General features: G+C 65.3%; 30 protein-coding genes and 1 riboswitch. Of the genes, 27 read left to right on the forward strand and 3 right to left on the reverse strand.

The genetic code is table 11. From position 1 onward, the window contains the following. The first annotated feature begins 34 nt into the window (after window positions 1-34). The 15 genes from V8U06_RS18025 (at window position 35) to V8U06_RS18095 (ending at window position 13,022) form a co-directional block, all read left to right on the forward strand. Window positions 35-808, forward strand: a complete 774-nt coding sequence (locus V8U06_RS18025) for an amino acid ABC transporter substrate-binding protein (RefSeq protein ID WP_427141839.1) — start codon at window positions 35-37, stop codon at window positions 806-808. 102 nt (window positions 809-910) lie between these two features. After that, complete coding sequence (locus tag V8U06_RS18030) at window positions 911-1,591, forward strand: amino acid ABC transporter permease (protein ID WP_226917763.1); 681 nt, start codon at window positions 911-913, stop codon at window positions 1,589-1,591. After that, a complete protein-coding gene (locus V8U06_RS18035; protein WP_427141840.1) occupies window positions 1,588-2,349 on the forward strand; it encodes an amino acid ABC transporter ATP-binding protein in 762 nt (253 codons plus the stop codon). The genes V8U06_RS18030 and V8U06_RS18035 overlap by 4 nt, the downstream gene beginning before the upstream one ends. Window positions 2,350-2,483: 134 nt before the next feature. Further along, complete coding sequence (locus V8U06_RS18040; protein WP_427141841.1) at window positions 2,484-2,927, forward strand: helix-turn-helix domain-containing protein; 444 nt, start codon at window positions 2,484-2,486, stop codon at window positions 2,925-2,927. A gap of 7 nt (window positions 2,928-2,934) precedes the next feature. Beyond that, complete coding sequence (locus V8U06_RS18045; RefSeq protein WP_427141842.1) at window positions 2,935-4,743, forward strand: hypothetical protein; 1,809 nt, start codon at window positions 2,935-2,937, stop codon at window positions 4,741-4,743. A 410-nt stretch (window positions 4,744-5,153) separates the two neighbouring features. Further along, entirely contained in the window at window positions 5,154-5,378 is a 225-nt protein-coding gene (locus V8U06_RS18050) for a hypothetical protein (protein ID WP_427141843.1), read from the forward strand. Between the two features lie 280 nt (window positions 5,379-5,658). Beyond that, entirely contained in the window at window positions 5,659-6,096 is a 438-nt protein-coding gene (locus V8U06_RS18055; RefSeq protein ID WP_427141844.1) for a YqaA family protein, read from the forward strand. A 53-nt stretch (window positions 6,097-6,149) separates the two neighbouring features. Beyond that, window positions 6,150-6,695 carry a sigma-70 family RNA polymerase sigma factor gene (locus tag V8U06_RS18060; protein WP_427141845.1) on the forward strand — a complete coding sequence of 182 codons (546 nt, stop codon included), beginning with the start codon at window positions 6,150-6,152 and terminating at the stop codon, window positions 6,693-6,695. Next, window positions 6,682-7,455 (forward strand): anti-sigma factor family protein, encoded by a 774-nt coding sequence (locus V8U06_RS18065; RefSeq protein WP_226917756.1) that lies wholly within the window; start codon window positions 6,682-6,684, stop codon window positions 7,453-7,455. Before V8U06_RS18060 ends, V8U06_RS18065 begins: the two co-directional genes overlap by 14 nt. A gap of 27 nt (window positions 7,456-7,482) precedes the next feature. Further along, window positions 7,483-8,199 carry a Bax inhibitor-1/YccA family protein gene (locus tag V8U06_RS18070; protein WP_226917755.1) on the forward strand — a complete coding sequence of 239 codons (717 nt, stop codon included), beginning with the start codon at window positions 7,483-7,485 and terminating at the stop codon, window positions 8,197-8,199. 249 nt (window positions 8,200-8,448) lie between these two features. Next, window positions 8,449-8,565, forward strand: a riboswitch (TPP riboswitch). A 90-nt stretch (window positions 8,566-8,655) separates the two neighbouring features. Beyond that, entirely contained in the window at window positions 8,656-10,467 is a 1,812-nt protein-coding gene (gene thiC / locus V8U06_RS18075) for a phosphomethylpyrimidine synthase ThiC (RefSeq protein WP_427141846.1), read from the forward strand. Window positions 10,468-10,469: 2 nt separating this feature from the next. Further along, on the forward strand, window positions 10,470-11,450 hold the full coding sequence (gene thiO / locus V8U06_RS18080; protein WP_427141847.1) for a glycine oxidase ThiO: 981 nt from the start codon (window positions 10,470-10,472) through the stop codon (window positions 11,448-11,450). After that, window positions 11,447-11,644, forward strand: a complete 198-nt coding sequence (gene thiS, locus V8U06_RS18085) for a sulfur carrier protein ThiS (RefSeq protein WP_226917752.1) — start codon at window positions 11,447-11,449, stop codon at window positions 11,642-11,644. Before thiO ends, thiS begins: the two co-directional genes overlap by 4 nt. Before the next feature lie 2 nt (window positions 11,645-11,646). Then, a complete protein-coding gene (locus V8U06_RS18090) occupies window positions 11,647-12,420 on the forward strand; it encodes a thiazole synthase (protein ID WP_427141848.1) in 774 nt (257 codons plus the stop codon). Then, entirely contained in the window at window positions 12,417-13,022 is a 606-nt protein-coding gene (locus V8U06_RS18095) for a thiamine phosphate synthase (protein ID WP_427141849.1), read from the forward strand. Before V8U06_RS18090 ends, V8U06_RS18095 begins: the two co-directional genes overlap by 4 nt. Here the strand turns inward: V8U06_RS18095 and V8U06_RS18100 are convergent, their stop codons facing one another. After that, window positions 13,023-13,868, reverse strand: coding sequence for an amidohydrolase family protein (locus V8U06_RS18100; RefSeq protein WP_427141850.1), 846 nt, complete (start codon window positions 13,866-13,868; stop codon window positions 13,023-13,025). Window positions 13,869-14,016: 148 nt separating this feature from the next. Between V8U06_RS18100 and V8U06_RS18105 the strand changes: the two genes are divergently transcribed. Next, on the forward strand, window positions 14,017-14,226 hold the full coding sequence (locus tag V8U06_RS18105; protein ID WP_226917748.1) for a TOBE domain-containing protein: 210 nt from the start codon (window positions 14,017-14,019) through the stop codon (window positions 14,224-14,226). 23 nt (window positions 14,227-14,249) lie between these two features. On the opposite strand, the gene tsaA is transcribed toward V8U06_RS18105, so the two are convergent. Beyond that, the gene (tsaA, locus tag V8U06_RS18110) at window positions 14,250-14,771 is read right to left on the reverse strand and encodes a tRNA (N6-threonylcarbamoyladenosine(37)-N6)-methyltransferase TrmO (RefSeq protein ID WP_427141851.1); all 522 of its coding nucleotides are present in this window, start codon (window positions 14,769-14,771) and stop codon (window positions 14,250-14,252) included. A gap of 129 nt (window positions 14,772-14,900) precedes the next feature. On the opposite strand from tsaA, the gene V8U06_RS18115 reads away from it, so the two are divergent. Next, window positions 14,901-15,443, forward strand: a complete 543-nt coding sequence (locus V8U06_RS18115; protein WP_427141852.1) for a PadR family transcriptional regulator — start codon at window positions 14,901-14,903, stop codon at window positions 15,441-15,443. Further along, window positions 15,440-15,724: a DUF2218 domain-containing protein gene (locus tag V8U06_RS18120; protein WP_427141853.1), complete on the forward strand. Its 285-nt coding sequence runs from the start codon at window positions 15,440-15,442 to the stop codon at window positions 15,722-15,724. The genes V8U06_RS18115 and V8U06_RS18120 overlap by 4 nt, the downstream gene beginning before the upstream one ends. Before the next feature lie 3 nt (window positions 15,725-15,727). On the opposite strand, the gene V8U06_RS18125 is transcribed toward V8U06_RS18120, so the two are convergent. Further along, the gene (locus V8U06_RS18125; RefSeq protein WP_427141854.1) at window positions 15,728-16,606 is read right to left on the reverse strand and encodes a helix-turn-helix domain-containing protein; all 879 of its coding nucleotides are present in this window, start codon (window positions 16,604-16,606) and stop codon (window positions 15,728-15,730) included. Window positions 16,607-16,698: 92 nt separating this feature from the next. Between V8U06_RS18125 and V8U06_RS18130 the strand changes: the two genes are divergently transcribed. From V8U06_RS18130 to hpaI, 9 genes are all read left to right on the forward strand, one after another. Then, a complete protein-coding gene (locus V8U06_RS18130; protein WP_427141855.1) occupies window positions 16,699-18,258 on the forward strand; it encodes a 4-hydroxyphenylacetate 3-hydroxylase N-terminal domain-containing protein in 1,560 nt (519 codons plus the stop codon). 10 nt (window positions 18,259-18,268) lie between these two features. Then, window positions 18,269-18,781: a flavin reductase gene (locus V8U06_RS18135; RefSeq protein WP_427141856.1), complete on the forward strand. Its 513-nt coding sequence runs from the start codon at window positions 18,269-18,271 to the stop codon at window positions 18,779-18,781. A 74-nt stretch (window positions 18,782-18,855) separates the two neighbouring features. Beyond that, entirely contained in the window at window positions 18,856-19,242 is a 387-nt protein-coding gene (locus V8U06_RS18140) for a 5-carboxymethyl-2-hydroxymuconate Delta-isomerase (RefSeq protein WP_427141857.1), read from the forward strand. A gap of 24 nt (window positions 19,243-19,266) precedes the next feature. Next, window positions 19,267-20,784 (forward strand): 5-carboxymethyl-2-hydroxymuconate semialdehyde dehydrogenase, encoded by a 1,518-nt coding sequence (gene hpaE, locus V8U06_RS18145; RefSeq protein ID WP_427141858.1) that lies wholly within the window; start codon window positions 19,267-19,269, stop codon window positions 20,782-20,784. Window positions 20,785-20,846: 62 nt separating this feature from the next. Continuing rightward, window positions 20,847-21,827: a 3,4-dihydroxyphenylacetate 2,3-dioxygenase gene (hpaD, locus tag V8U06_RS18150; RefSeq protein WP_427141859.1), complete on the forward strand. Its 981-nt coding sequence runs from the start codon at window positions 20,847-20,849 to the stop codon at window positions 21,825-21,827. A gap of 60 nt (window positions 21,828-21,887) precedes the next feature. After that, the gene (locus tag V8U06_RS18155; protein WP_427141860.1) at window positions 21,888-23,300 is read left to right on the forward strand and encodes a pyridoxal phosphate-dependent decarboxylase family protein; all 1,413 of its coding nucleotides are present in this window, start codon (window positions 21,888-21,890) and stop codon (window positions 23,298-23,300) included. A 5-nt stretch (window positions 23,301-23,305) separates the two neighbouring features. Beyond that, window positions 23,306-24,181 (forward strand): fumarylacetoacetate hydrolase family protein, encoded by an 876-nt coding sequence (locus V8U06_RS18160; RefSeq protein WP_427141861.1) that lies wholly within the window; start codon window positions 23,306-23,308, stop codon window positions 24,179-24,181. Between the two features lie 2 nt (window positions 24,182-24,183). Next, a complete protein-coding gene (hpaH, locus tag V8U06_RS18165; protein WP_226917736.1) occupies window positions 24,184-24,987 on the forward strand; it encodes a 2-oxo-hept-4-ene-1,7-dioate hydratase in 804 nt (267 codons plus the stop codon). 8 nt (window positions 24,988-24,995) lie between these two features. Further along, window positions 24,996-25,802 (forward strand): 4-hydroxy-2-oxoheptanedioate aldolase, encoded by an 807-nt coding sequence (gene hpaI, locus V8U06_RS18170; RefSeq protein WP_427141862.1) that lies wholly within the window; start codon window positions 24,996-24,998, stop codon window positions 25,800-25,802. Window positions 25,803-25,804 lie beyond the last annotated feature (2 nt).

Below are 25,804 nucleotides of genomic sequence, written 5' to 3' on the forward strand. Positions count from 1 at the left end.
TCGAACACCTGATCCAGAACGGAGTCTCCCCAAGATGAACTGGTTGAAAACCCTCGCCGCCGCCGCGGCTCTCCAGGCCGCCGTCTTCGCCCCGGCGCTTGCCGGCGAAAATCTCGCTGCCGTCCAGTCGGCCGGCGCGCTGAAGATCGGCACCGAAGGCACCTACGCGCCCTTCACCTACCATGACACCGACGGCAAGCTGGTCGGCTTCGACGTCGAGATCGGCGAAGCCATCGCCAAGAAGCTTGGCGTGAAGGCCGAATTCCTCGAAGGCAAGTGGGACGGCCTGATCGCCGGCCTCGACGCCAACCGCTACGACGCCGTGATCAACCAGGTCGGCATCACCGAGGCGCGCAAGCAGAAGTACGACTTCTCCGAACCCTATATCGCTTCAAAGGCCGTGCTGATCGTTCGCGCCGACGACGACAGCATCAAGGGCTTCGCCGACCTCAAGGGCAAGAAATCCGCCCAGTCGCTGACCAGCAACTTCGGCAAGCTCGCCCAGGAATCCGGCGCCGAACTCGTCGGCACCGACGGCTTCGACCAGTCGATCCAGCTCGTGCTGACCGGCCGCGCCGACGCCACGATCAATGACAGCCTGTCCTTCCTCGACTTCAAGAAGCACAAGCCCGACGCCAATGTGAAGATCGCCGCCGAGCAGGAAGGCGCCGACTATTCCGGCGTCATCATCCGCAAGGGCGAACCGGAGCTTCTGGAAGCGATCAACAAGGCGCTTGCGGACATCAAGGCCGACGGCACCTACCAGGCGATCTCGGACAAGTATTTCGGCCAGGACGTCTCGAAGTAATTGCCGACGGCTGCTTCGCGGCAGCCGCTTCCTGCCCTATAGATAGCACCGTCAACTGGCCGGGGATCACCCCGGCCAGCCGCATTTCCGGAGGTTTTCCCCGTGCCGCCGTGGCTTCAACTGATGCTGGACTCGCTTGCGCCGCTGCTCTGGGCCGCGCTCGTCTTCACCATTCCGCTTACCCTCGCCTCCTTCGTGCTCGGCCTTGCGCTCGGGCTTCTGACCGCCGTCGCGCGGCTGTTCGGGCCGCGGCCGCTCTCGGCCATCGCGCGCTTCTACGTCTGGGTGATCCGCGGCACGCCGCTCCTGGTGCAGCTCTTCGTCATCTTCTACGGCCTGCCGAGCGTCGGCATCCTGCTCGATGCCTTCCCGGCCGCGCTCATCGGCTTTACGCTGAATGTCGGGGCCTATACGTCGGAGATCATCCGCGCCGTCATCTCCTCCGTGCCGCGCGGCCAGTGGGAAGCGGCCTATTCGATCGGCATGAGCTGGTCGCAGGCCATGCGCCGCACCATCCTGCCCCAGGCGACGCGCGTCGCCGTGCCGCCGCTCTCCAACACCTTCATCTCGCTGGTCAAGGACACTTCGCTTGCCGCCGCCGTCACCGTGCCGGAGCTTTTCCAGACGGCGCAGCGCATCGTCGCCACCACCTATGAGCCGCTGATCCTCTATATCGAGGCGGCGCTGATCTATCTCGCGCTGAGCTCCGTGCTCTCGGCCCTGCAGGTGCGCCTCGAAAAACGCTTCGCCCGCTATGGCGGCTTCCTGGAGGCCCGAACATGATCGAACTGGCCCATATCGAAAAGCGCTTCGGCGACAACCCTGTGCTGCGTGACATCAGCCTTCGGCTGGCCGAGGGTACCGTGACCGCGCTGGTCGGCCCTTCCGGCGGCGGCAAGAGCACGCTCCTGCGCTGCATCAACCTGCTCGAAACGCCGACCTCCGGCTCGATCCGGCTCGGCGAGGAGAAGATCGACTTCGCACCCGGCCGCAAGGTCGGCTGGGACGCCATCCAGAAGCTGCGCCGCCAGACCGGCATGGTCTTCCAGAATTTCCAGCTCTTCCCGCATCAGACGGCCATCGCCAACGTGATGGAAGGCCTCGTCACCGTCCTCAAATGGCCACCCGCAAAGGCGCGCGCCCGGGCGCTCGAACTGCTCGAAAAGGTCGGCATGGCGCACAAGGCCGACGCCTGGCCGGCGACGCTTTCCGGCGGCCAGCAGCAGCGTGTCGCCATCGCCCGCGCGCTCGCCCCTTCCCCGCGCGTTCTCCTGTGCGACGAGCCGACCTCGGCGCTCGACCCGGAACTCGCGGAAGAGGTCGTGGAAGTGCTGAGCCGGCTCGCCCGCGAAGGCACGACGATGGTCATGGCGACGCACGATCTGCGCCTTGCCTCGCGCGTTGCCGATACCGTGGTTTTTCTCGATGGCGGGGTGATCGTCGAGCAGGGTGCGCCGCGCGCAATCTTCTCGGCGCCGGAGCGTGAACGCACGAAAAAATTCATCGCTTCGCTCAGTGCGCCGCAGAGCTACGACATCTAGAATACACCCCGCCTCACGTAAGGGTAGAGAGGAAATCCGATCCGCGACGGTTGCATCGGAGGGGCGATTCGAGCAAAGTGGCGAGACATTCGTATCTCGCCATGCCCCGGCATGCTTATAGGGGAGAAAGCCTCATGAACAAGAAAACACCCAATCCGATCGACGTGTTCGTCGGCTCCCGCGTCCGTCTGCGCAGGCTGATGGTCGGCATGAGCCAGGAAGCGTTGGCCGACCGTCTGGGCGTGACGTTCCAGCAGGTGCAGAAGTACGAAAAGGGCACGAACCGCATCAGCGCCAGCCGCCTCCAGGCCATCTCGGAAGTCTTCCGCGTACCGCCGAGCTTCTTCTTCCAGGACGACGAGAATGCCACGCCGACCACGGGCGCAGCCCATGAAACCGGCGACGTCTCCACCTTCGTTTCCTCCAAGGAGGGTCTCGACCTCAACCGCGCTTTCCTGAAGATCGAAGATGCCGGCGTGCGCAAGTCGATCATTCAGCTCGCGACCGCGCTTTCCAAGGCAAGCGCCGGCGATCCGGTCGCGGAACGCGCGGATACCGCATCGGAACTGCGGATCTGAACCCACGATGCCGGCACGGCTGCAGACGCTCGGTCATCTGCACCTGCTCGACGAGGGCGGCAATACCATCGTCTTTCCTGAAAAGGCGCTGCTGATCCTCTGCTATCTCCGCACGCGCGGCCTGACGGACATGCCGAGGGCCGACGCGGCGGGCCTTTTCTGGGACCATGCAAACCCGACTGCCGCCTTCGCCAGCCTGCGGCAGACCATTGCCCGCGTGCAGAAACGCCAGCGCGAACTCGGCCGGGCCTATCTCGCCTTCACAGATGCCGCCATCGCACTCGGGCCGGACGCCCTTGAAAGCGACGTGGACGGCGCGCGCGCGGACGCGGGGCTCGATCTCCTGGCCGGCCTCCTCACCGAGGATTTCCTCAAACATATCAAGCCCGGAACGCGGGCGCTTGCGAACTGGATCGCCCTGCAGCGAACCGGCCACATCGCGCTGCTCCGCAACGCCCTTCTTGCCAGCGCGGCGCCCGGGAGCGCTTCCCGGCAGTCCCGTTCGATGGCCGCCATGCGCCTGCTGGAGGCCAATCCCGACGATGACGAGGTGCGTGCCGCGCTGACCGGCCGCCCGGCGGCCATCGCGGCGGCGCCGATGACCGTCCTTTCCCCCGCCCGGATTCTCTCCCCGCAGGAGATCGACGCACCGCAGCGGCCCAATCCGCCCCGTGTGCTGCTGTTGCCCCCGGGCACTGCCTCAGCCTCGCGCATTGCCACGCGTTTTTCGGAGGCGCTGATCGAGGACGTGACGATCGGGCTGTGCGCCCTGCGCTCGATCTCGATCATCGCGCCGCATACGGCCGCGCAGATTTCGCTCCAGGCCGACCGCGCCGCCACCTATGAACGCCACAAGATCAGCTACATTCTCGAAACGCGGCTTCGGGACGAGGGAGACAGCCACACGCTGTTCGCTCAGCTCATCTTCTTCGGCAGCGACGAGATCATCTGGGCCGAGCGTTTTCCGCTCTCCCCGGAAGGCCTCGCCCGCTCGCGCCAGATGATCGCCCATCAGATCGCCGGCGCCATCGCCAGCGAGATCGAACGCAACCAGCTGGCGCGCAACGACTATGAGCGCGACGCCGGCGCCTATCGCAGCTTCCTGATCGGCCAGGGCCAGTTGAAGAACCTCGACCTGCGCGACGTCCGCCGCGCCCGCAAGAGTTTTCGCGAGGCCCTGCAGACGAATACCGGCTTCGCACCGGCCCTCGGCGGCCTTGCCCGCAGCTACTTCCTCGAATGGCTTGTGACGGCCCGCGGTGACAAGGACCTGCTGCGCCAGGCGGAACTTCACGCGGAGGAGGCCATCCAGGCTGACGAGCATCTGCCCGCCGGCTACCGCGAACTTGGCGTCGTCAAGCTCTATGCCCGTCAGTTCGACGAAAGCATTGCCTATCTCGAGAAGGCCGAGGCGCTGAGCCCGCACTATGCCAATGTGTTGTCAAGCTATGCCGACACGCTTGTCCAGGCCTCGCAACCGTTGGCCGGCATCCGGAAGATCGAGCAGGCGATCGATTTGAACCCGCTGCCACCGGACGAATATTACTGGACTGCCGCGGGCGCCTCCTATTCTTTCGGAAAATACGAAGAGGCCCTCGCCTATATCGGGCGCATGAAAGACAAGACACCGGTGCACCGCCTCACCGCCGCCTGCTGGGCCATGCTGGGCGATCTGAAGAAGGCGCGGCTGTTCGTGCGCCGAACCTATAACGTGAACCCGAATTTCGATATGGAAGCATGGATGGCCGTCGTTCCCTTTCGGGAGGAGTGGCAACGCGAGCAGTATTATGAAGGCCTCAAGAAGGCGGGTTTCTGATCGCGGGCGCGGCTTGAGTGCCGCCCCCCACATTTCGGTTTCGGCCAGGCGGCTCTCGGCTCATTGCATGCCCCATCGCATCTCGCCACCACCTCAAGTCACCCCTTGAGTAGAAAGATAGACACAAAATATACAACCTGTGAACGCAGGCGCGTCCCACAGGAAATGCTGAAGCCAAGAGGATTTCGCGAAAATTTCGCGGTGTTTCGCACTGCAAAACCGGGAAAATCGGGAAATGCCGGATTTTCCACCCGGATTTCCCCTTCAAAAGCCCCACAACAACCCGAGACGCAAAAAATCGTGTGAATTCCCATTCCGCGTGTGTCACGCTTAAGTCACGCGCGAAGCCAGGGAGTCACGCCTATACTTTAGGCAGGGGTTTTTAAGGAGCTTTGCTCCGGGGGCTGTGAATGAAAGTCGATATTGACGAGAAGGAAGACCGCGGCAACGAATTGATCGCGCTGGCGCGTCTCGTCGCCTTCGCGCTGGAAACCGCGAAGACGCTGGATGCGGAGGTGGCAGAGTTTTGCCTGGACAAGGCGCTGCGGGCGGTTCTGGAACAGATCGACGAACCATCCCGCCTGACGCTGACCGCCAGCGACATCATGCTGATGAATCGTACTCCGCTTTGTTGAGCGCATCTGGTGGCCGGTCCGCCGGCCGAACTCAGGCGCCGTCTCCTTCACGGCGCTGATCACGCCGGCGGTCTGGGGCCTCGGATCGCCGGCGATTTTTTGCGTGCTACAGATCGACGCTTTGAGTTGAAAAGAGCCGAGGCAGGCTTTTCCCCGCTGCCGCCACCCGCTACCGGAGAGCGAGGCGTCAAACGGACGCCCGCACGGAGTACGGCATGGACAGCGGCAGCGGCATCGACAGGAACGGCACGGGCGGAAACGCCGCGACCGCTGCGCATCCGTGAGCGCCGTTGCCGCCTATGGCGGTCTCTTCCTTGCCGCCTTTGTCGCCGCCACCCTGCTGCCGGCCCAGTCGGAAGCGGTTCTGGCCGGCCTGCTCGCGACGGGCCACTATGCCCCCGCGATCCTCATTCTCGTCGCCGGCATAGGCAATGTGCTCGGCTCGGTGGTCAACTGGTTGCTTGGCCGGGGCATGGAGCGGTTTCGTGAGACCCGCTGGTTTCCCGTCAGCGCCAAGAACCTCGAACGCGCCGGGAACTGGTATCGCCGCTACGGCTGGTGGAGCCTGCTCTTCAGCTGGCTGCCTTTCGTCGGGGATCCGTTGACGGTGGCCGCCGGCATCATGCGAGAACCGTTTGCCCGCTTCCTGCTGGTCGTCTCCATCGCCAAGTTTGGCCGCTACATCGTGCTCGCCGCCCTCGTTCAGCAGTGGCTGTGAATTTTTTCGACAGGCGATGGAATGAGTTTCGACCGGCTTTCGTATACTGGGGCATGAACGGAAAGACACCCGGCTTCAACGTGATCGGACAGCTCGCAGCGCTTCGGCGCTATGCGCTCTCGCTCGTTCGCAATCCGGACGAGGCGGAAGACCTTGTGCATGATGCGCTGGTGAAAGCATATGAACGCCAGTCGACCTTTCGTACCGGCGCCAGTGTGCGCAACTGGCTGATGTCGATCCTGCACAACGCCCATATCGATCGCCTGCGCCAGCGCCGTTCGCAGGAGCGCCGGCATGATGCGGCGGCCGAGATCGCGGAAACTTCCGTGCCGGCGAACCAGGATCATTCAGTGCGCCTCACGCAGTTGCGCAACGCCTTCTTCGCCCTGCCGGACGAGCAACGCGAGGCGCTGCATCTCGTCGCCATCGAGGAGCTTTCCTATCAGGAGGCGGCCGAAACGCTCGGCATTCCGGTGGGCACGCTGATGTCGCGCATCGCCCGCGCCCGCCAGCGGCTGCGCGCTTTCGAACAGAATGGCGCCGCCGCGCCCGTCACCCATCTCAGAATTGTCGGAGGTACCGGCGATGACAAGCAATGACCCCATCCTCGAATCCGATCTCAACGCCTATGTCGACGACCAGCTCGCCGTCGGCCGGCGCATCGAGGTGGAGGCCTTTCTTTCCGAGCGGCCGGAGGTCGCCGCACAGATCATGAAGGATCTGCGCGTGCGCGACGAACTGCGCCTGGCGCTTGCCGACCACCGCACTGTGACGCGGCAGGAGACGCGCGAGGCCGCGCGCCTGCTCGAGCGTGCGCTGTCGCGCCGCCGTTTCGTCTCCATCTTCCGCCGCGCGGCAACGATCGCGCTCTTCGTCGCCGCGGGCTGGACGGCCCATGCCGTGCTCGGCCCCTTCGGGGCGACGGAGGTCGTCGCTTCCACCCCGCCGCCGGCCTTCGTGGAAGAGGCCGTGCGGGCGCACAAGACGACGCTTCTGCGCGATGCCATGGCCTCGCAGCCGGAAACCGAAACCTTCGATCCCGCCGAAATCCGCTCGGCAACGGCCATCGTGCTGCCGGACCTGCCAAAGGGCTGGACCGTCATCGACACGCAGGTCTTCCCCTCCGCCTTCGGGCCGAGCGTCGAACTCGTGCTGGAACCGCGGAAGGACGAGCGGCTGTCGCTCTTCGCCGTCAGACCCGGTTCCTTTGCCGTGCAGCATGTCCTGCTCTTCCATGCCGACAATGCCCGCGCCGCCTACTGGCAGATCGGCGACGTCGCCTATGCGCTCGTGTCGGAAAGCCGCAAGGCCGACGACCTCACCGAAACCGCGCGGGACCTCTCCCGCACGCTCTACTGATCAACCGTTTCCAGAAGGAGATATTCGATGGAACCCGTACAACAGCGATTTGGCTATGGCGCGCAGGCGCAGTCGGCCGCCCTCTTCGACGAGGGCCTGCGCCAGCACATGCTGCGCATCTACAACTATATGGGCCTCGGCCTCGTCATCACCGGCATCGTCGCCTTCGTCGTCGGCTCGACGCCGGCGCTCTACGTGCCGATCTTCTCCTCGCCGCTGAAGTGGGTGGTGATGCTGGCGCCGCTCGCCTTCGTCTTCTTCTTCTCGTTCAAGATCCAGACGATGTCGGCCAGCGCCGCGCAGATGACCTTCTGGGCCTTCTGCGCCGTCATGGGCCTGTCGCTCGCCTCGGTGTTCCTGGTCTTCACCGGCACGAGCATCGCCCGCACCTTCTTCATCGCCGCCACCATGTTCGGCGCGACGAGCCTCTACGGCTATGTGACGAAGCGTGACCTCGCCAAGTTCGGCTCGTTCCTGATGATGGGCCTGATCGGCGTGATCATCGCCTCGATCGTCAACATCTTCCTGGGCTCCAGCGCCCTGCAGTTCGCGATCTCCGTCATCGGCATCGTCGTCTTCGTCGGCCTTACCGCCTGGGACACGCAGAACATCAAGGAACAGTATGCCGACAACCTCGGCCACGAGTCGCAGCAGAAGATGGCCGTGTTCGGTGCGCTTTCGCTGTATCTGAACTTCGTCAACATCTTCCAGCTTCTCCTGAATTTCACAGGCGAGCGCGAATAGTTCTCCCAACGATTTCAACGGGAACGGCGGGGCAACGCCCCGCCGTTTTCGTTTGCGTCTTCCTTTCCTCCAGCCCGCGTCCTTCCCGCGCTTTGCTCCCGGGAATCTGACCGGCATCCTCCGAGGGCAAGACACACGTGTCAGGCGCGAGAAGAGCGGAACGGACGGCGTTGCGGCGCAATAAAAGGTAAGTTTATGCTTACTTTAAATCTCCCCGTTGACAAATCGCCCGGCAGCGTTTTTGCTTGAGACATTCACCAGGGGGGTCCCGACAAGGGGCTGAGATACTGCTGGCATTCGCAGCGCAGTGACCCGTTGAACCTGATCCAGTTCATACTGGCGTAGGGACGGTGCAAGCGCTGTGGCAGCAATCCGCAACCCGGATTCCGCATCGGCGTCCTTCCATCATTCCGGCTCTAGGACTGGGTCTCCAAACCGCAACTTGGAGCCTCACCGATGAATATTGCCGCCCAGAAAATCACCCCCACCGTCACCACCGGCGCCCTCCCCGCCTCGCGGAAGATCCACATTCCCGGCGAGCAGCATCCGGATATCCGCGTTCCCATGCGCGAGATCGCCCTGCACCCAACCTCCGGCGAACCGCCTGTCACGGTCTACGATGCCTCCGGCCCCTATACCGACCCGGCCCATGTCGTTTCCATCGACGGCGGTCTGCCGCGTCTTCGCGAAAGCTGGGTCGCCGCCCGCGGCGACACGGAAGCCTATGAGGGGCGCCATATCCGTCCGGAGGACAACGGCTTTGCCACCGGTGAGCGGCTGACGCCCGAATTTCCCATCCGCAATCAGCCGCGCCGCGCCACGGGCGGAAGGGCCGTGACCCAGCTCGCCTATGCCCGCGCCGGCATCGTCACACCGGAGATGGAGTTCATCGCCATCCGCGAGAACCTCGGCCGCCAGGCCGCAAAGGAGGCTCTTGTCCGCGACGGCGAAAGCTTCGGCGCACATGTGCCGGACTTCGTCACGCCGGAATTCGTCCGACAGGAGATCGCGAGCGGCCGGGCGATCATTCCGGCCAACATCAACCACCCGGAGGCCGAACCGATGATCATCGGCCGGAACTTCCTGGTGAAGATCAACGCCAATATCGGCAATTCCGCCGTCACCTCCTCCATGGCGGAAGAGGTGGAGAAGATGGTCTGGGCGATCCGCTGGGGCGCCGATACGGTGATGGATCTCTCCACCGGCCGCAACATCCACAACATCCGCGAATGGATCATCCGCAACTCGCCGGTGCCGATCGGCACCGTGCCGCTCTACCAGGCGCTGGAGAAGGTGAACGGCATCGCCGAGGACCTGACCTGGGAGGTTTTCCGCGACACGCTGATCGAGCAGGCCGAACAGGGCGTCGACTATTTCACCATCCATGCCGGCGTGCGGCTGCACTACATCCCCCTCACCGTGAACCGCGTCACCGGCATCGTCTCGCGCGGCGGTTCCATCATGGCCAAGTGGTGTCTGCATCACCACAAGGAGAGCTTCCTCTACGAGCATTTCGAAGAGATCTGCGACATCTGCCGCGCCTATGACGTCTCCTTCTCGCTCGGCGACGGCCTGCGCCCCGGCTCGATCGCCGACGCCAACGACGCCGCGCAGTTCGCCGAACTGGAAACCCTCGGCGAACTGACGCAGATCGCCTGGGCCAGGGATTGCCAGGTGATGATCGAAGGCCCCGGCCACGTGCCGATGCACAAGATCAAAGAGAACATGGACAAGCAGCTTGCGACCTGCGGCGAGGCGCCCTTCTACACGCTCGGGCCGCTGACGACCGACATCGCTCCCGGCTATGACCACATCACCTCGGGCATTGGCGCGGCGATGATCGGATGGTTCGGCACGGCCATGCTCTGCTATGTCACGCCGAAGGAACATCTCGGCCTGCCCGACCGCAACGACGTGAAGGTCGGCGTCATCACCTACAAGATCGCCGCCCATGCCGCCGATCTCGCCAAGGGGCACCCGGCGGCGAAGATCCGCGACGACGCGCTGTCGCGCGCCCGCTTCGAGTTTCGCTGGGAGGACCAGTTCAACCTCTCGCTCGACCCGGAGACGGCCCGCGCCTTCCATGACGAGACGCTGCCCAAGGAAGCGCACAAGGTCGCGCATTTCTGCTCCATGTGCGGTCCGAAATTCTGCTCCATGCGCATCTCGCACGATATCCGCGCCGAAGCGCAGAAGGAGGGGCTGGAAGCGATGGCGGCAAAGTTCCGCGAAGGCGGCGACCTCTACATGCCTTTGGCGGGAGAATGACCATGCGCATCCTCGTCAAGGGCGCCGGCGTCGCCGGCCTTGCCACCGCCTGGCAGCTCTATCGTCACGGCTTCGAGGTGACGGTGGCCGAGCGCGCCGAAAGGGCCGGCCTCGGCGCCTCCGGCTTTGCCGGCGGCATGCTCGCACCGTGGTGCGAGCGGGAAAGCGCGGAAGAACCGGTGCTGGCGCTCGGCCGCCACGCCGCCGACTGGTGGGACGCCGCCTTGCCGGGCGCGGTGCATCGCCGCGGAACGCTGGTCGTCGCCGGCGGCCGTGATGCGGGCGAGCTCGATCGCTTCGCGGCCCGCACCAGCGGCTGGCAATGGCTGGACGAGGCGGCGCTCGCCGCGCTGGAGCCGGACCTGGCCGGCCGCTTCCGCACCGCCCTCTTCTTCCCGCAGGAAGCCCATCTCGATCCGCGGCAGGCACTGTCCGCCTTGGCCGCGGCGCTGGAAGAGGCGCGCATGCCGCTTCTCTTCGGCACGGAAGGCGATGCCCGTCGCCACGACAGGACCATCGACTGCACCGGCGCGGCACAGGTCGGCCGCCTGCCCACGCTTCGCGGCGTGCGCGGCGAGATGCTGATGCTGGAAACGGCGGAGATAAGGCTGTCCCGCCCCGTCCGCCTGCTGCATCCGCGCCACCCGATCTACATCGTGCCGCGCGAAAGCAACCGCTTCATGGTGGGCGCGACCATGATCGAAAGTGGCGATGCCGGCCCCGTCACCGCCCGCTCGCTGATGGAGCTGCTGAACGCCGCCTATGCCTTGCATCCTGCCTTTGGTGAGGCACGACTTACGGAAGTCGGCGCGGGCGTGCGCCCCGCCTATCCCGACAACCTGCCCCGCGTCAGCGAGGAGAACGGCATCCTCCACGTCAACGGTCTCTATCGGCACGGCTTCCTGCTCGCCCCGGCCATGGCGGGCGAAGTGGCGCGCCGGCTGCTTGCCGAACAGCAGCAGCCGCAAAGGAGAGCATCATGACCGTCATCGTCAACGGCGAGGAACAGGAGATTGCCGCGGCGACGCTCGCCGACCTCCTTGCCGCCCTCGACTACGAGGGCGACTGGCTGGCGACCGCCGTCAATGGCGAGCTGGTGCACCGCGAGGATCGCGCCGGCTTCGCGCTTGCCGCGCGCGACCGGGTCGAGATCCTCTCGCCCATGCAGGGAGGCTGAAAATGCTGGAACTCTATGGCGCCTCGGTCAAATCCCGCCTGCTGCTCGGCACCGCGCGCTACCCCTCCCCTTCCGTGCTGGCGGAAGCGGTGCGGCGTTCGAAGACCGAGATCGTCACCGTCTCGCTGCGGCGGGAGACTGCCGGCGGCAAGGCCGGCGGCGCCTTCTTCGACCTCATCGCCGGCCTCGGCGTCCAGGTGCTGCCCAACACCGCCGGCTGCCACAGCGCGAAGGAGGCGGTGCTGACGGCCAGGATGGCGCGCGAGATCTTCCGCACCGACTGGATCAAGCTGGAGGTCATCGGCCATCACGACACGCTGCAGCCCGATGTCTTCGGCCTCGTCGAGGCCGCGCGCATCCTCGGCGAGGAGGGCTTCAAGGTCTTTCCCTATACGACGGACGACCTTGTCGTGGCGGAACGGCTGCTCGAGGCCGGCTGCAGGGTGCTGATGCCCTGGTGCGCGCCGATCGGTTCGGCCATGGGTCCGGTCAATCCGATGGCGCTGCGCGCCTTCCGGGCGCATTTCCCCGATGTGCCGCTGATCGTCGATGCCGGCATCGGCCGACCGTCTCACGCCTGCGCGGTGATGGAATACGGATACGATGCCGTCCTCCTCAATACCGCCGTCGCCGGGGCGGGCGATCCCGCCGCCATGGCCGAGGCCTTCTCCCACGCCATCGAGGCGGGCCGGCTGGCGCGCAATGCCGTGCCGCTCGAGCCGCGCGACATGGCCGTACCCTCCACCCCCGTCATCGGAAAGGCCGTCTTCGCATGAAACTCGACCCGTTCTACCTCATCGTCGACAGCGCCGACTGGATCGATCGTCTCGTTCCCATCGGCGTCCGCCTGGTGCAACTGCGCATGAAGGATCTGCCGGAAGACAGGTTGCGGGCGGAAATCCGCCGGGCGAAGGCCATCTGCGCGGCAGAGGGCTGCCAGCTCATCGTCAACGACTACTGGCGGATCGCCATCGGGGAGGGCTGCGACTTCGTGCATCTCGGGCAGGAGGATCTTGCCGAAGCCGATGTCGGCGCCATCCGTGCCGCCGGCCTGAAGCTTGGCCTTTCCACCCATGACGAGGCGGAACTGGAGGCGGCGCTGGCGGCAGAGCCCGACTACATCGCCCTCGGTCCCGTCTGGCCGACGATCCTGAAGAAGATGAAATGGGCGCCGCAGGGCGCGGAGCGGCTGGCGGCGTGGAAGGCGCGCATCGGCTCCCTGCCCCTCGTCGCCATTGGCGGCCTCAATCCGGATCGCCTGCCCGCCGTCTTCGCAAACGGCGCCGACAGCGCGGCGGTGGTGACGGATATCACGCTGAACGCCGACCCCGAGGCGCGCACGCGCGAATGGATCGCCGAGACAGCGCGCTGGCGGTGATCAGGCCTTTGGGGAAACGGCCCAGAGCCGGGCGGCGTTTTCGGAGAGAACGCGCCGTTTCTCTTCCGGGCTGACACACGACAGCAGCGCATGGGTCGCGCCAAGCCAGGCGGAAAGCCCTCCGCCGAGCGTGCAGACCGGCCAGTCGCTGCCCCAGACCATGCGGGCGAAGCCGAAGCGATCAGCCACATGGGCGAAATAGGGCTTCAGGTCCTCAAGCGTCCAGCTTTCCGTGCCATAGGCAGGAAGCCCCGACAGCTTGACCGTCACATTCGGCCGGCGGGCGATCTCGGCGACCGGTCCCTTCCAGGCGTCGAAGCCGCCACCCTTGATATCGGGCACGCCGCAATGGTCGAGCACGAAGGAAACGTCCGGCGCGAGATCGGCGAGCGCGATGGCCTTTCCGATCTGGTGCGGCAACACGCAGAGATCGAAGGCGAGCCCGGTGCCCGCCAGCCGCCGGATATTCTCCCGGAAAAGCGCCCCTTCGGAAAGATCGTCCGGCATGACATGCAGCACCCGGCGAAAGCCGCGCACGAAGGGATTGGCCGAGACCGTGTCGAGATAGGCGGAAAAGTCCGGCGATTCCGGCCGGCAGGCCGCTATGGCGCCGACAATCAGGCTGCCGGTCTCGCCCGCCAGCGTTTCGATTACCGCCGTCTCGCGGGCCATGTCGTCCACCGCGACATCGACCTCCATATGCAGCGCCGCCGCGATGCCGAGCCGCCGCGCCTCCCGCGCATAGAGATCATGGGTGAAATCGGCATCGAGCGGCGGCACGCCGGCAAGCCAGGGATAGGAGAGCCGGTCGCGGTAGATGAGGTGCAGATGCGTGTCGATGATCATGCCGGCCTCCTTGAAGCAGGCGGGAGACTGGCACAGAAGAATGATCCATTCAAATACGAATTGATGGTGCGCCAGATCTTGCCGGGACACGCCTACCAATCCGCCGGGGCCACCCTATTCTCCTCTCCATGAGAACAGGAGAAAATGCATGAAGATCAGCGCACGCAACCGCCTCAAGGGCAAGATCGTCGAAGTCGTGCTCGGCGCGACGACGGCCCATGTCCGCATCGATGTCGGAGGATCCATCATCACTGCTGCGATCACCAATGACGCGGTGAACGAACTCGGCCTCGTCGCCGGGCAGGAGGCCTATGCGGTGGTCAAGGCGTCGGACGTGATGGTGGCCGTGGACGACTAGGATGGGCTGAAGGACGGTTGGTCCTAACCATCCACCTTCTTGCACATAGGCACTTCACCTGTCTCGAAATCGCCCCGCTGCGGCGGGGCGATGGGCTTGAAGAGGGTGCGATCCGGCTTCAGATCGACCAGCGGCGTGCCATCGAGGCAATCGAGGCCGCGCACGAAGAGGCGGTTGCCCTCGATCTTCTCCAGCGCGACGATGGAGGTGCCGATGGGATTGGGCCGGACGGGCGAGCGCAGGGAGAAGGTGCCGTGCACCTCGCCGTTCGACGCCGGGCTCTGCAGCACGAGATCGCGGCGCGACTGGTGCAGCCAGTACAGAACCTCCAGCCGCTCGAAACGCTCGACGCCCGTCAGTGCCTGGATCCAGGGCGCGAAGATCTCAATTTCGCAGACCGGCCCGTCATGGCGTCCCTGGCGCGGCGTTTCCATGCGCGAGGTCCAGGGCGTCGAAATCCGGCCGATGAAGACGAGGCTCGCATCCACCGTTTCCGGCGGGGCGATCGCCACCTCGTTCTTGCGGATCTCGTTCAAGCGGACCATGTCCTTCTCCATCGCTATATTCCTTTGAATACGACGATATCGATGCGCGCGATTTTTTGAAAGATATAATTCCCGATATATCTTGAATTCAGATATATCGGGAATTATATCGGCAACATGAGACACAGAATGGGATGCGGCCCTCACCGCCACTTTTCACCGCCCGACGACCGGTCGGGTCCCTTCCATCGCGGCCGGGGCGGCCGCCACGGCGGGCGCCTCTTCGACTATGGCGAACTCCGGCTCCTGCTGCTCGCCATCATCGCCGATGCGCCGAGCCACGGTTACGAACTGATCAAGACCATCGAGGAACGCTTCGGCGGCAGCTACAGCCCGAGCCCGGGCGTCATCTACCCGACGCTCTCCTGGCTGGACGACATGGGCTATGCCGTGATCGAACCGGCAGACGGCGGGCGCAAGCGCTACAGCATCACGCAGGAAGGCAAAGCCTTCCTTGCTGCCAACCGCGCTGCCATCGACGACCTCATGGCCCGCGCCGGAAAGGGCCCTGGCCGCCGCGAGGGCGTGCCCGCCCCCGTCGTGCGCGCCATGGAGAACCTGAAACTCGCCATGCGGCTGCGCCTTCGCAGCGGCGATCTCAGCGACGAGGCCGCCGAGGCCATCGCCGCCGCCCTCGACCTTGCCGCCCAGACCGTGGAGAAAAGCCGATGACGACAAGCAGGACCGCCATTCCCACCGAACAGGCCAGCCGCTACCTGCAGCAGCTCTGCAAGCACTTCGCTCACAAGCTCCCCGTCAAGTTCGACGACCACGCGGGAGAAATCATCTTCTCGATCGGCGAATGCCGGCTGACGGCCGACAGCGCAGCCCTGCAGATCGATCTTGTCGCGCCGAAAGCCGAGGAGATGGACGAGCTCAAGGACGTGGTGATCCGCCACCTCGTTCGCTTCGCTTTCCGCGAGGAGCTTGCCGTGACCTGGCAGGATGCCTGACCGTCAGGCGCCGGCGGCCTCCGAATGCTGCCGGCGCCAGTCCGTCGGGGAAAAGCCGGCCCGCCTGCGGAAAAAGCGGGAGAAATAGGCCGGGTCCTCGAAACCGATTTCCCGCCCGATGTCCTCCACCGGGCGGATGGTAAAGCGCAACAGGCGCTTGGCCTCCAGAAGGCGCCGCTCCAGCACCATGTCCTTCACCGTCTGGCCGAACACCGCGCGCGCCGCCTTGTCGAGCAGATGCGTCGTCGTCGCCAGCGTTTCGACATAGCGGGCGACCGGCCAGTCCTCGCGGTAATGCCGGTCGATGGCGCGACGCAGGCCAAGCGCCAGCGCCACCACGGGCGAGGATGCGGCAAAACCGACATTACCGCCGAGCCGGGCCATCAGCGACAGCACCACGCCGATCAACCCCGCCAGAACCCGCTCGCTCGAGGCCGCGCCATCGCGATACTCCGCCATCGCCATCTCCAGGAGGGCTCCGATCTTGATCCAGTCGGCGGACCCCGCCTCGCCGGACAGCAGCACCGGCGCATCCAGCGCGAGATCCACCTGCGGCGCCATGGCCCGCAGAAGATCGTCGGAGACCGAGACGACGATGGCGTCCGCCGCCTCGCCGACATCGAATCCGTGCACGACGTTGCTCGGCACGAAGCTGACGGCCGGAGCGGAAAAATTCCAAGTCCGATCCTCGATCTTGTAGCGCCCCTCACCCCTGAACCAATAGGTGATCTGCCCCATCAGCGGATGCTTGTGCGGCGCAACCTGCCCGAAATGCAAGCTCTTGCGCTCCATCACCGTTTCGACATGCAGGAAGCCGACGTCGAGCGCGCGGCTCGGCTCGCCGTAGACGAAGAAGGCGGGAACCTCGTTGCGGATGATCATGCCGGAAAAAGTACCAGCGAATTGCCCGCTTTGTCCATGGCGCGGACGCCGTGCCGGACTTAGCGTTTGTCAGGATTTTGGAGGAGATGCCCATGCGCGCGGAAGATCATCGCAACGACAAGAGCCGGCCGTTCACCGGCGCCGAATATCTCGCGAGCCTGCGGGACGGGCGGGAGGTCTATATCAATGGCGAGCGCATCGCCGACGTCACCAGCCACCCCGCAATGCGCAATTCCGCCCGCTCCATCGCCCGCATGTACGATGCGCTGCATGACCCGAAGCGTCAGGAACGGCTGACCGCGCCGACCGACACCGGCTCGGGCGGCTACACGCACAAATATTTCCGCGTCGCCCGTTCCTCGGCCGATCTCGTCGCCCAGCAGGGCGCCATCGCCGACTGGGCGCGCATGTCCTATGGCTGGATGGGCCGCACGGCGGATTACAAGGCCGCGCTGATGAACACGCTCGGCGCCAATGCCGACTGGTACGGCCCCTTCAAGGACAATGCCCTTTCCTGGCACAAGCGCGCGCAGGAAAGCGTGCTCTTCATGAACCATGCCATCGTCAATCCGCCGATCGACCGCCACAAGCCGGCCGATGCGGTCAAGGACGTCTTCGTGCACATCACGAAGGAAACGGACGCCGGCATCTACGTTTCCGGCGCCAAGGTCGTCGCTACCTCTTCGGCGCTGACCCATTACAACTTCCTCGCCCAGAGCTCGGCGACCGTCACCGAGGATCCCTCGCTTTCCGTCATGTTCATCGTGCCGATGAACGCCCCGGGCATAAAGATGTTCTGCCGTGTCTCCTACGAGCAGACAGCCAATACCGCGGGCCACCCCTTCGACTATCCGCTCTCCTCGCGCTTCGACGAGAACGACGCCATCCTGGTGCTCGACAACGTCTTCGTGCCCTGGGAAGACGTGCTCGTGCTGCGCGATGCGGCCAAGATCCTCTCCTTCCACCCGGCCTCCGGCTTCATGCACGGCTATTGCTTCCAGGGCTGCACGCGCCTCGCCGTGAAGATGGATTTCCTGGCCGGCCTTTTGGCCAAGGCGCTGCGCGCCACCGGCGGCGACGCCTTCCGCGGCAATCAGGCGATGCTCGGCGAGGTGATCGCCATCCGCCACCAGTTCTGGTCCTTCTCCAACGCCATGGCCTACAACCCCATTCCCTGGGCGGGCGGCGCGGTGTTGCCGAACCTGGAGGCCGCGCTCTGCTACCGCACCTTCATGTCGGAAGCCTATCCGAAGGTCATCGACATCGTGCGCCGCACGGTGGCCTCGGGCCTCATCTACCTGCCGTCCTCGGCGAAGGATTTCGCCAATCCCGAGATCGATCGCTATCTCGCGCAATATGTCCGCGGTTCGGACAATATGGGCCATGTCGAGCGCATCAAGATCATGAAGCTGCTGTGGGATGCGACCGGCACGGAATTCGGCGGCCGCCATGCGCTCTACGAGCTGAACTATGCCGGCGCGCCGGAAGAAGTCCGTCTGCAGGTGCTGAAGGGCGCCGAGCGCGGCGGGCGGCTGAAGGAAATGGAAGCCCTCGTCGACCAGTGCATGGCCGACTACGACGAGACCGGCTGGACCGGCGACACCTGGCTGCCGCCGCTCGGCGGTGCCGCCGTGCGCGACGCCGCCGAGTGAGGACCGGACCATGCACAGCACCATCTCCCGGACGGAATTCCGCAACGCGATGGCGCGGGTCTGCGCGCCCGTCAACGTCATCACCACGAATGGCGCGGCCGGGCGCGGCGGCTTCACCGCCACCGCCATGTGCTCCGTGACGGACGAGCCGCCGACCCTGCTCGTCTGCATGAACAGCCGCTCGGCCCAGACCGCCCTCTTCATCGAGAACGGCCGCTTCTGCGTCAACGTGCTGACGCAGGAGCACAAGACGCTCGCCGCCTCCTTCGCGGGCGGCGAGGCGGACATGGCGGCGCGCTATGCCGCCGCGGAATGGACGAACCTTGCCTCCGGCAACCAGGCGCTGGCCGATGCCATCGTCTCCTTCGACTGCACGCTGACGGAAGCAAGGCTCGTCGGCTCGCACAACATCCTCATCGGTGAGGTCGTCGACATCAGGAGCCGGCGCGACGGGCATGCGCTGCTCTATTTCGACCGCAACTACGTGCATGTGCCGACCCAGGCCGGCAGTTTCGGCGGCTGAAGGCGGTAGAAGCCCCTTGACAAGCGGCCTCATATTTAACATGTTAAATAAAAAGTCGCATGCCGGGAGGAAGAATGCCGCATCTGACAGTGGAATATTCGGCCAATCTGGAAGGCCGCACGGATTTCGATGCCCTTTGCACCGGGCTTCTGGAGACGCTGCTTGAAACCGGCCTCTTCGAGCTCGGCGCCCCGAGGGTCCGGGCGCTCCGCGCCGATCACTATGCCATCGCCGACCGCCTGCCGGAAAACGCTTTCATCGACCTCAATCTGCGCATCGGCAAGGGCCGCAGCGCGGAGGAGAAGAAGCGCACCGGCGACGCGCTCTTCGCGACGGCCGGCCGGCTGCTCGCCCCCCTCTTCGAGACGCCGCATTTCGCGCTGTCGCTCGAAATCCGCGAGATCGACGCGGATCTGAGCTGGAAGAAGAACGCCATCCATCCCCGCCTGCGCGGCAAGTAACCGGACATCCCCCAGGAAAACATCATGTCGAAACTTCAGGAAAACATCGCCAAGGCGGAGGCCTATCTTGCCCGCTTCAAGGAGAAGGGCGTCCTCAACCGCATCGCCGGCGAGGACGTGGCGGCCGCGGACGGCGCAACCTTCGAAACCATCTCCCCCGTCGATCTGAAGCCGCTGGCGACCGTCGCCAAGGGCGCAGCCGCCGATATCGACCGTGCCGCCAAGGCCGCCAAGGCGGCCTTCGCCGACTGGGCCGCCATGCCGGGCGACGCTCGCAGGAAGCTCCTGCACAAGATCGCCGACGCCATCGTCGCCCGCGCCGAAGAGATCGCCTTCGTCGAATGCATGGATACGGGGCAATCGCTGCGCTTCATGGCCAAGGCCGCCCTGCGCGGGGCGGAGAACTTCCGCTTCTTCGCCGACCGCGCGCCGGAGGCCCGCGACGGCAAGACGCTGCGCGCCGAGGGCCAGGTCAACATGACGACCCGCGTGCCAATCGGCCCGGTCGGCATCATCACGCCCTGGAACACGCCCTTCATGCTGTCGACGTGGAAGATCGCCCCGGCGCTGGCCGCCGGTTGCACCATCGTCCACAAGCCGGCCGAATTCTCGCCGCTGACGGCGCGCCTGCTGGTCGAGATCGCGGAAGAAGCCGGTCTGCCGAAGGGCGTCTGGAACCTCGTCAACGGTTTCGGCGAGGACGCCGGCAAGGCGCTGACCGAACACCCGCTGATCAAGGCCATCGGCTTCGTCGGCGAAAGCCGCACCGGCTCGATGATCATGAAGCAGGGCGCCGACACGCTGAAGCGCGTGCATTTCGAACTCGGCGGCAAGAACCCCGTCGTCGTCTTCGCGGATGCGGATCTCGAACGCGCCGCCGATGCCGCCGTCTTCATGATCTATTCGCTCAACGGCGAACGCTGCACCTCCTCCTCGCGCCTGCTGGTGGAAGACGGCATCTATGACCGCTTCACCGCTCTCGTGGCGGAAAAGGCGAAGCGCATCAAGGTCGGCCATCCGCTCGACCCGGAAACTGTCGTCGGTCCGCTGATCCATCCGGTGCATGAGAAGAAGGTGCTGGAATATATCGAGATCGGCCGCAAGGAAGGCGCGACGGTCGCCGCCGGCGGCGAGAAGTTCGCCGGCCCCGGGGGCGGCTGCTACGTTTCGCCGACGCTCTTCACCGGCGCCAGCAACACCATGCGCGTCGCACAGGAAGAGATCTTCGGCCCGGTCCTGACCGCCATCCCCTTCAAGGACGAGGCCGAAGCGCTGACGCTCGCCAACGACGTCCAGTATGGCCTGACCGGCTATCTGTGGACGGCGGACATCACGCGCGCCTTCCGCTTCACCGATCATCTCGACGCGGGCATGATCTGGGTGAACTCGGAGAACGTGCGCCACCTGCCGACGCCCTTCGGCGGCGTCAAGAATTCCGGCATCGGCCGCGATGGCGGCGACTGGTCCTTCGACTTCTACATGGAGACGAAGAACATCGCCTTCGCCACCCGCGCTCACGCCATTCCGAAACTCGGCGGCTGATCCCGCCAAACGTACAGACTGCGCCCGTCCTCGCCTCGCGAGGCGGGCTTGAGGAGGACAACATGCCCGTACCCCAGCCCAATCTCTACCCGGCCTTCAACATCGTGCGCCTCAGCCATGTCGAGTTCGGCGTCACCGACCTTGCCAGATCCCGCGCCTTCTACGTCGATACGCTCGGCCTGCAGGTGACGGACGAGACGGCCGACACGATCTATCTGCGCGCCATGGAAGAGCGCGGCCATCACTGCATCGTGCTGAAGAAATCCGACAAGGCGGAAGCCCGCGACCTCGGCTTCAAGGTCTTCGATGAAGAGCATCTCGACAAGGCCGTGCATTTCTTCAAGGGCAAGGGCCTGCCGGTGGAATGGGTCGAGCGCCCCTATCAGGGCCGCACCTTCCGCACGCGCGATCCGATGGGCATTCCGCTGGAATTCTACACCAGGATGGACCGCCTGCCGCCGATCCACCAGAAATACGCGCTCTATCGCGGCGTGAAGCCGCTGCGCATCGACCACTTCAACTGCTTCTCGCCCGATGTCGACGCTTCCGTCGCCTTCTACAACGAACTCGGCTTCCGCGTGACCGAGTACACGGAGGACGAGGAGACCGGCAAGCTGTGGGCCGCCTGGACGCACCGCAAGGGCGGCGTGCACGACATCGCCTTCACCAACGGCCGCGGTCCGCGCCTGCACCACACGGCCTTCTGGGTGCCGACGCCGCTCAACATCATCGACCTGCTCGACCTGATGGCGACCACCGGCTGGGTCTCCAACATCGAGCGCGGTCCCGGCCGCCACGGCATTTCGAATGCCTTCTTCCTCTATATCCTCGATCCGGACGGCCATCGCATCGAGATCTACTGCTCCGACTACCAGACGGTGGACCCGGACCTCGAACCCATCAAATGGGATCTCAAGGACCCGCAGCGCCAGACCCTGTGGGGCGCGCCGGCACCGAAGTCCTGGTTCGAGCATGGCAGCCTCTTCAGCGGCACCGAGGTCTCGGATTCGCAATTGAAGGCGCAGCCGATCATCGCCCCCTGAGAGGCATTGCAAATCAGCGGCCAAACGCCGAAAACCGCAATGCCATCATGGGAGTGAGACATGGATAGCGAAGAATTCCGCCAGTGGTCGCGCACCGTCGCCGACTGGGGCGCCGACTATCGGGCGGGGCTGCGCGAGCGGCCGGTGCGCGCGCAGACGAAGCCGGGCGACATCATAAGGCAGATCGCCGATGCCGCCCCTGAGGCAGGCGAGACCATGGAGACGATCTTTTCGGATTTCGAACGGATCATCCCCGACGGCCTTACCCATTGGCAGCATCCGCGCTTCTTCGCCTATTTCCCGGCCAATGCCGCGCCCGTCTCCGTCATTGCGGATTATCTCGTCACATCCGTCGCCGCCCAGTGCATGCTCTGGCAGACTTCGCCGGCGGCGACGGAGCTTGAAACGCGGGTTGTCGACTGGCTGCGTCAGGCCATGGGCCTGCCGGACGGCTTTGCCGGCGTCATCCAGGATTCCGCCTCTACCGCGACGCTCGCCGCCGTCCTGGTTATGCGCGAAAAGGCGCTCGGATGGAAAGGCAACAGCGAAGGCCTGGCAGCCCACAAGCCCGTGCGCGTGTACGCCTCGAAGCAGGTGCACACGTCCATCGACCGGGCGATCTGGATCGCCGGCATCGGCGAGGCGAACCTGGTGCGCATCCCCACCAAGGGGCCGCTCAACGGCATGGACCCGGAAGCGCTCGACGCCGCGATCAAGGCGGATCGTGCGGCCGGTCACGTCCCGGCCGGCATCATCGCCTGCACCGGGGGAACGTCCATCGGCGCCTGCGATCCGATCCGCGCTGTCGCGACGGTGGCCAAGGCCCATGGCCTCTATCTCCATGTCGATGCGGCCTGGGCCGGATCAGCGATGATCTGCCCGGAATTCCGCACCCTCTGGGAGGGCGTCGAGGACGCCGATTCCATCGTCTTCAATCCACACAAATGGCTCGGCGCGAATTTCGACTGCTCGGTGCAATTCATCCGCAGCCCCGAAGACCAGGTTCGCACCCTCGCCATCCAGCCGGAATATCTGAAGACCCACGGCCATGACGGCATCATCAACTATTCCGAATGGTCCGTGCCGCTCGGCCGCCGTTTCCGCGCGCTGAAACTGTGGTTCCTGATGCGCTACCACGGCCTCGAAGGCCTGCGCACGATGATCCGCAACCATGTCGCATGGTCGGAGGACCTGGCCGAACGGCTGGCGGGGGAACCGGACTTCGAGATCGTCAGCGCGCCGGTGCTGTCGCTCTTCTCCTTCCGCCACAAGGGCGGCGAGGATGCCGACCGGCACAACATCGCTCTCGTCAATGCCATCAACGACGACGGCCGCATCTATCTCACGCAGACCCGCGTCGAGGGCCGCATCGCCATCCGCTTCCAGGCGGGCCAGTTCGAGATGACCCGCGACGACGCCGACACCGCCTTCAAGGTGATCACCGAGATCGCCCGCGCAATGAAACAGGAGTGACCATCGTGACCGAACGGCCCCGCCTCGCCGGCTTTTCCCATCAGGGCATCCTGAAATACGGTCTCGTCAAGGAAGACGGCATCGTCGACCTCTCGGCCCGCTACGGCGAGCGCTGGCCAAGCCTGCGCGAAGTCATCGAGGCGGGCGCTCTCGCGAGGCTGGCGGACGAAGCGGCGGTGCTTCCCGCCGATTACGCGCTTTCCGACATCGCCTACGAAATCCCGATCCCGGCGCCGGAAAAGCTGATCTGCGTCGGCGTCAACTTCCCGGACCGAAACGAGGAATACAAGGACGGCCAGGCGGCCCCGCCGAACCCCTCGCTGTTCATCCGCTTCCCGCGCTCCTTCACCGGCCACGACCGGCCGCTGATCCGCCCGCCGGAAAGCCCGCAGCTCGACTACGAGGGCGAGATCACCATCGTGATCGGCAAGGGTGGTCGCCGCATCCCGGAGGCCGACGCGCTCGACCACATCGCCGCCCTTACGCTGTGCAACGAGGGCACGATCCGCGACTGGGTACGGCACGCCAAGTTCAACGTCACGCAGGGCAAGAACTTCGACGCGACCGGCTCGATCGGCCCATGGCTGGTGCCCTTCACGGACGAAAGCCAGCTCGCCGACGTGAAGCTGGAGACCCGCGTCAACGGCGAGGTGCGCCAGAGCGACCGCACCAGCCGCATGATCTTCTCCTTCCGCAAGATCATCAACTACATCTCCACCTTCACGACCCTTGTACCGGGCGACATCATCGTCTGCGGCACGCCGACCGGGGCCGGCGCGCGCTTCGACCCGCCGATCTGGCTGAAGCCGGGCGACGTGGTGGAAATCGAGGCCGAAGGCATCGGCCTGCTGCGCAACACCATCGCCGACGAGGTTTTCTGACCATGCTGACGCAAGACGATATCCGCGCCGCCGCCCAAAGCCTCGACGAGGCCGAGCGCAGCCGCGTCCAGACCGGCCTTCTCTCGCTGAAGCATCCCGGCATGACCATGGACGACGCCTATGCGGTCCAGGGCGCCTGGGTGAAGAAGAAGATCGGCGACGGCCGCCGCGTGATCGGCTGGAAGATCGGCCTCACCTCCAAGGCGATGCAATATGCGCTGAACATCGACATCCCCGATTCCGGCGTGCTCTTCGACGACATGCTCTTCGAGGACGGCGCGACCGTGCCGGCCGACCGTTTCATCCAGCCGCGCGTCGAGGCGGAAATCGCCTTCGTCATGAAGGCGCCGCTGAAAGGCCCGGGCATCACCGTCTTCGACGTGCTGAACGCCACCGACTACGTGACGCCCGCCCTTGAAATCCTCGACACGCGCATCCTGCGCGTCGATCCCGAGACGAAGAAGGCCCGCACCATCGTCGACACCATCTCCGACAATGCCGCCAATGCGGGCATCGTCACCGGCGGGCGCGCCGTGCGGCCCGACCAGATCGACATGCGCTGGATGGGCGCCATCGTCAGCCGCAATGCGGAGGTGGAGGAAACCGGCCTCGGCGCCGGCGTGCTCAACCAGCCGGCCCGCGGCGTCGCCTGGCTCGCCAACCGCCTCGCGCAATATGGCGACGGCATCGAGGCAGGCCAGATCGTGCTTGCCGGGTCCTTCATCCGGCCGGTGGAAGCCCGCCATGGCGATACCATCGTCGGCGATTTCGGCCCCTACGGCACCGTCAGCCTGTTCTTCGCATAGGAGTCGCCATGCCCGCCCCGAAAAACCGCTTCAAGCAGGCTCTGAAGGAAGGCCGTGCGCAGATCGGCCTCTGGCAGGCGCTCGCCAATCCCTACACGGTCGAGATCTGCGCCGAGGCGGGCTACGACTGGCTGCTGCTCGATGCCGAGCATGCACCGAACGACGTGCCGCTGCTCGTCTCCCAGCTCCAGGCGATGAAGGGTTCGGCCAGCAACGCCATCATCCGCCCCCCTATCGGCGAGACCTGGATCGTCAAGCAATTGCTCGATATCGGCGCGCAGACGCTGCTCATCCCCATGGTCGACAGCAAGGCGATGGCGGAAGCGATGGTCAAGGCCGTGCGCTATCCGCCCCACGGCGTGCGCGGCGTCGGCGCGGCGCTGGCGCGCGCCTCGGCCTTCAACCGCACGACGGACTATCTCCAGACGGCCAATGACGAAGTCTGCCTTCTGCTGCAGGTGGAAAGCCGCGCCGGCCTTGCGGCGCTGGACGATATCGCCGGAACGGAAGGCGTCGACGGCGTCTTCATCGGCCCGGCCGACCTTGCCGCCGACATGGGCTTTCTCGGCAAGCCGGGCGCACCGGAAGTACAGGCGGAAGTGGAAAAGGCGCTGGCGAGGATCCAGTCGCATGGCAAGGCCGCCGGCATTCTCATCGGCGATCTCGGCCTTGCCAAGCGTTACCTCGAGCTTGGCGCCACCTTCGTCGCCATCGGCAACGACGTGACGCTGCTCGCCAATGCCACGAGCAGGCTGCTGGCGGACTTCAAGGCCGCCGAGCCGGCGAAGGCGCCTGCCTCCGCCAAGGTCTACTGAGG

The organism is Shinella sp. G-2, assembly GCF_050172695.1.
In the GTDB taxonomy this organism is placed as follows: domain Bacteria; phylum Pseudomonadota; class Alphaproteobacteria; order Rhizobiales; family Rhizobiaceae; genus Shinella.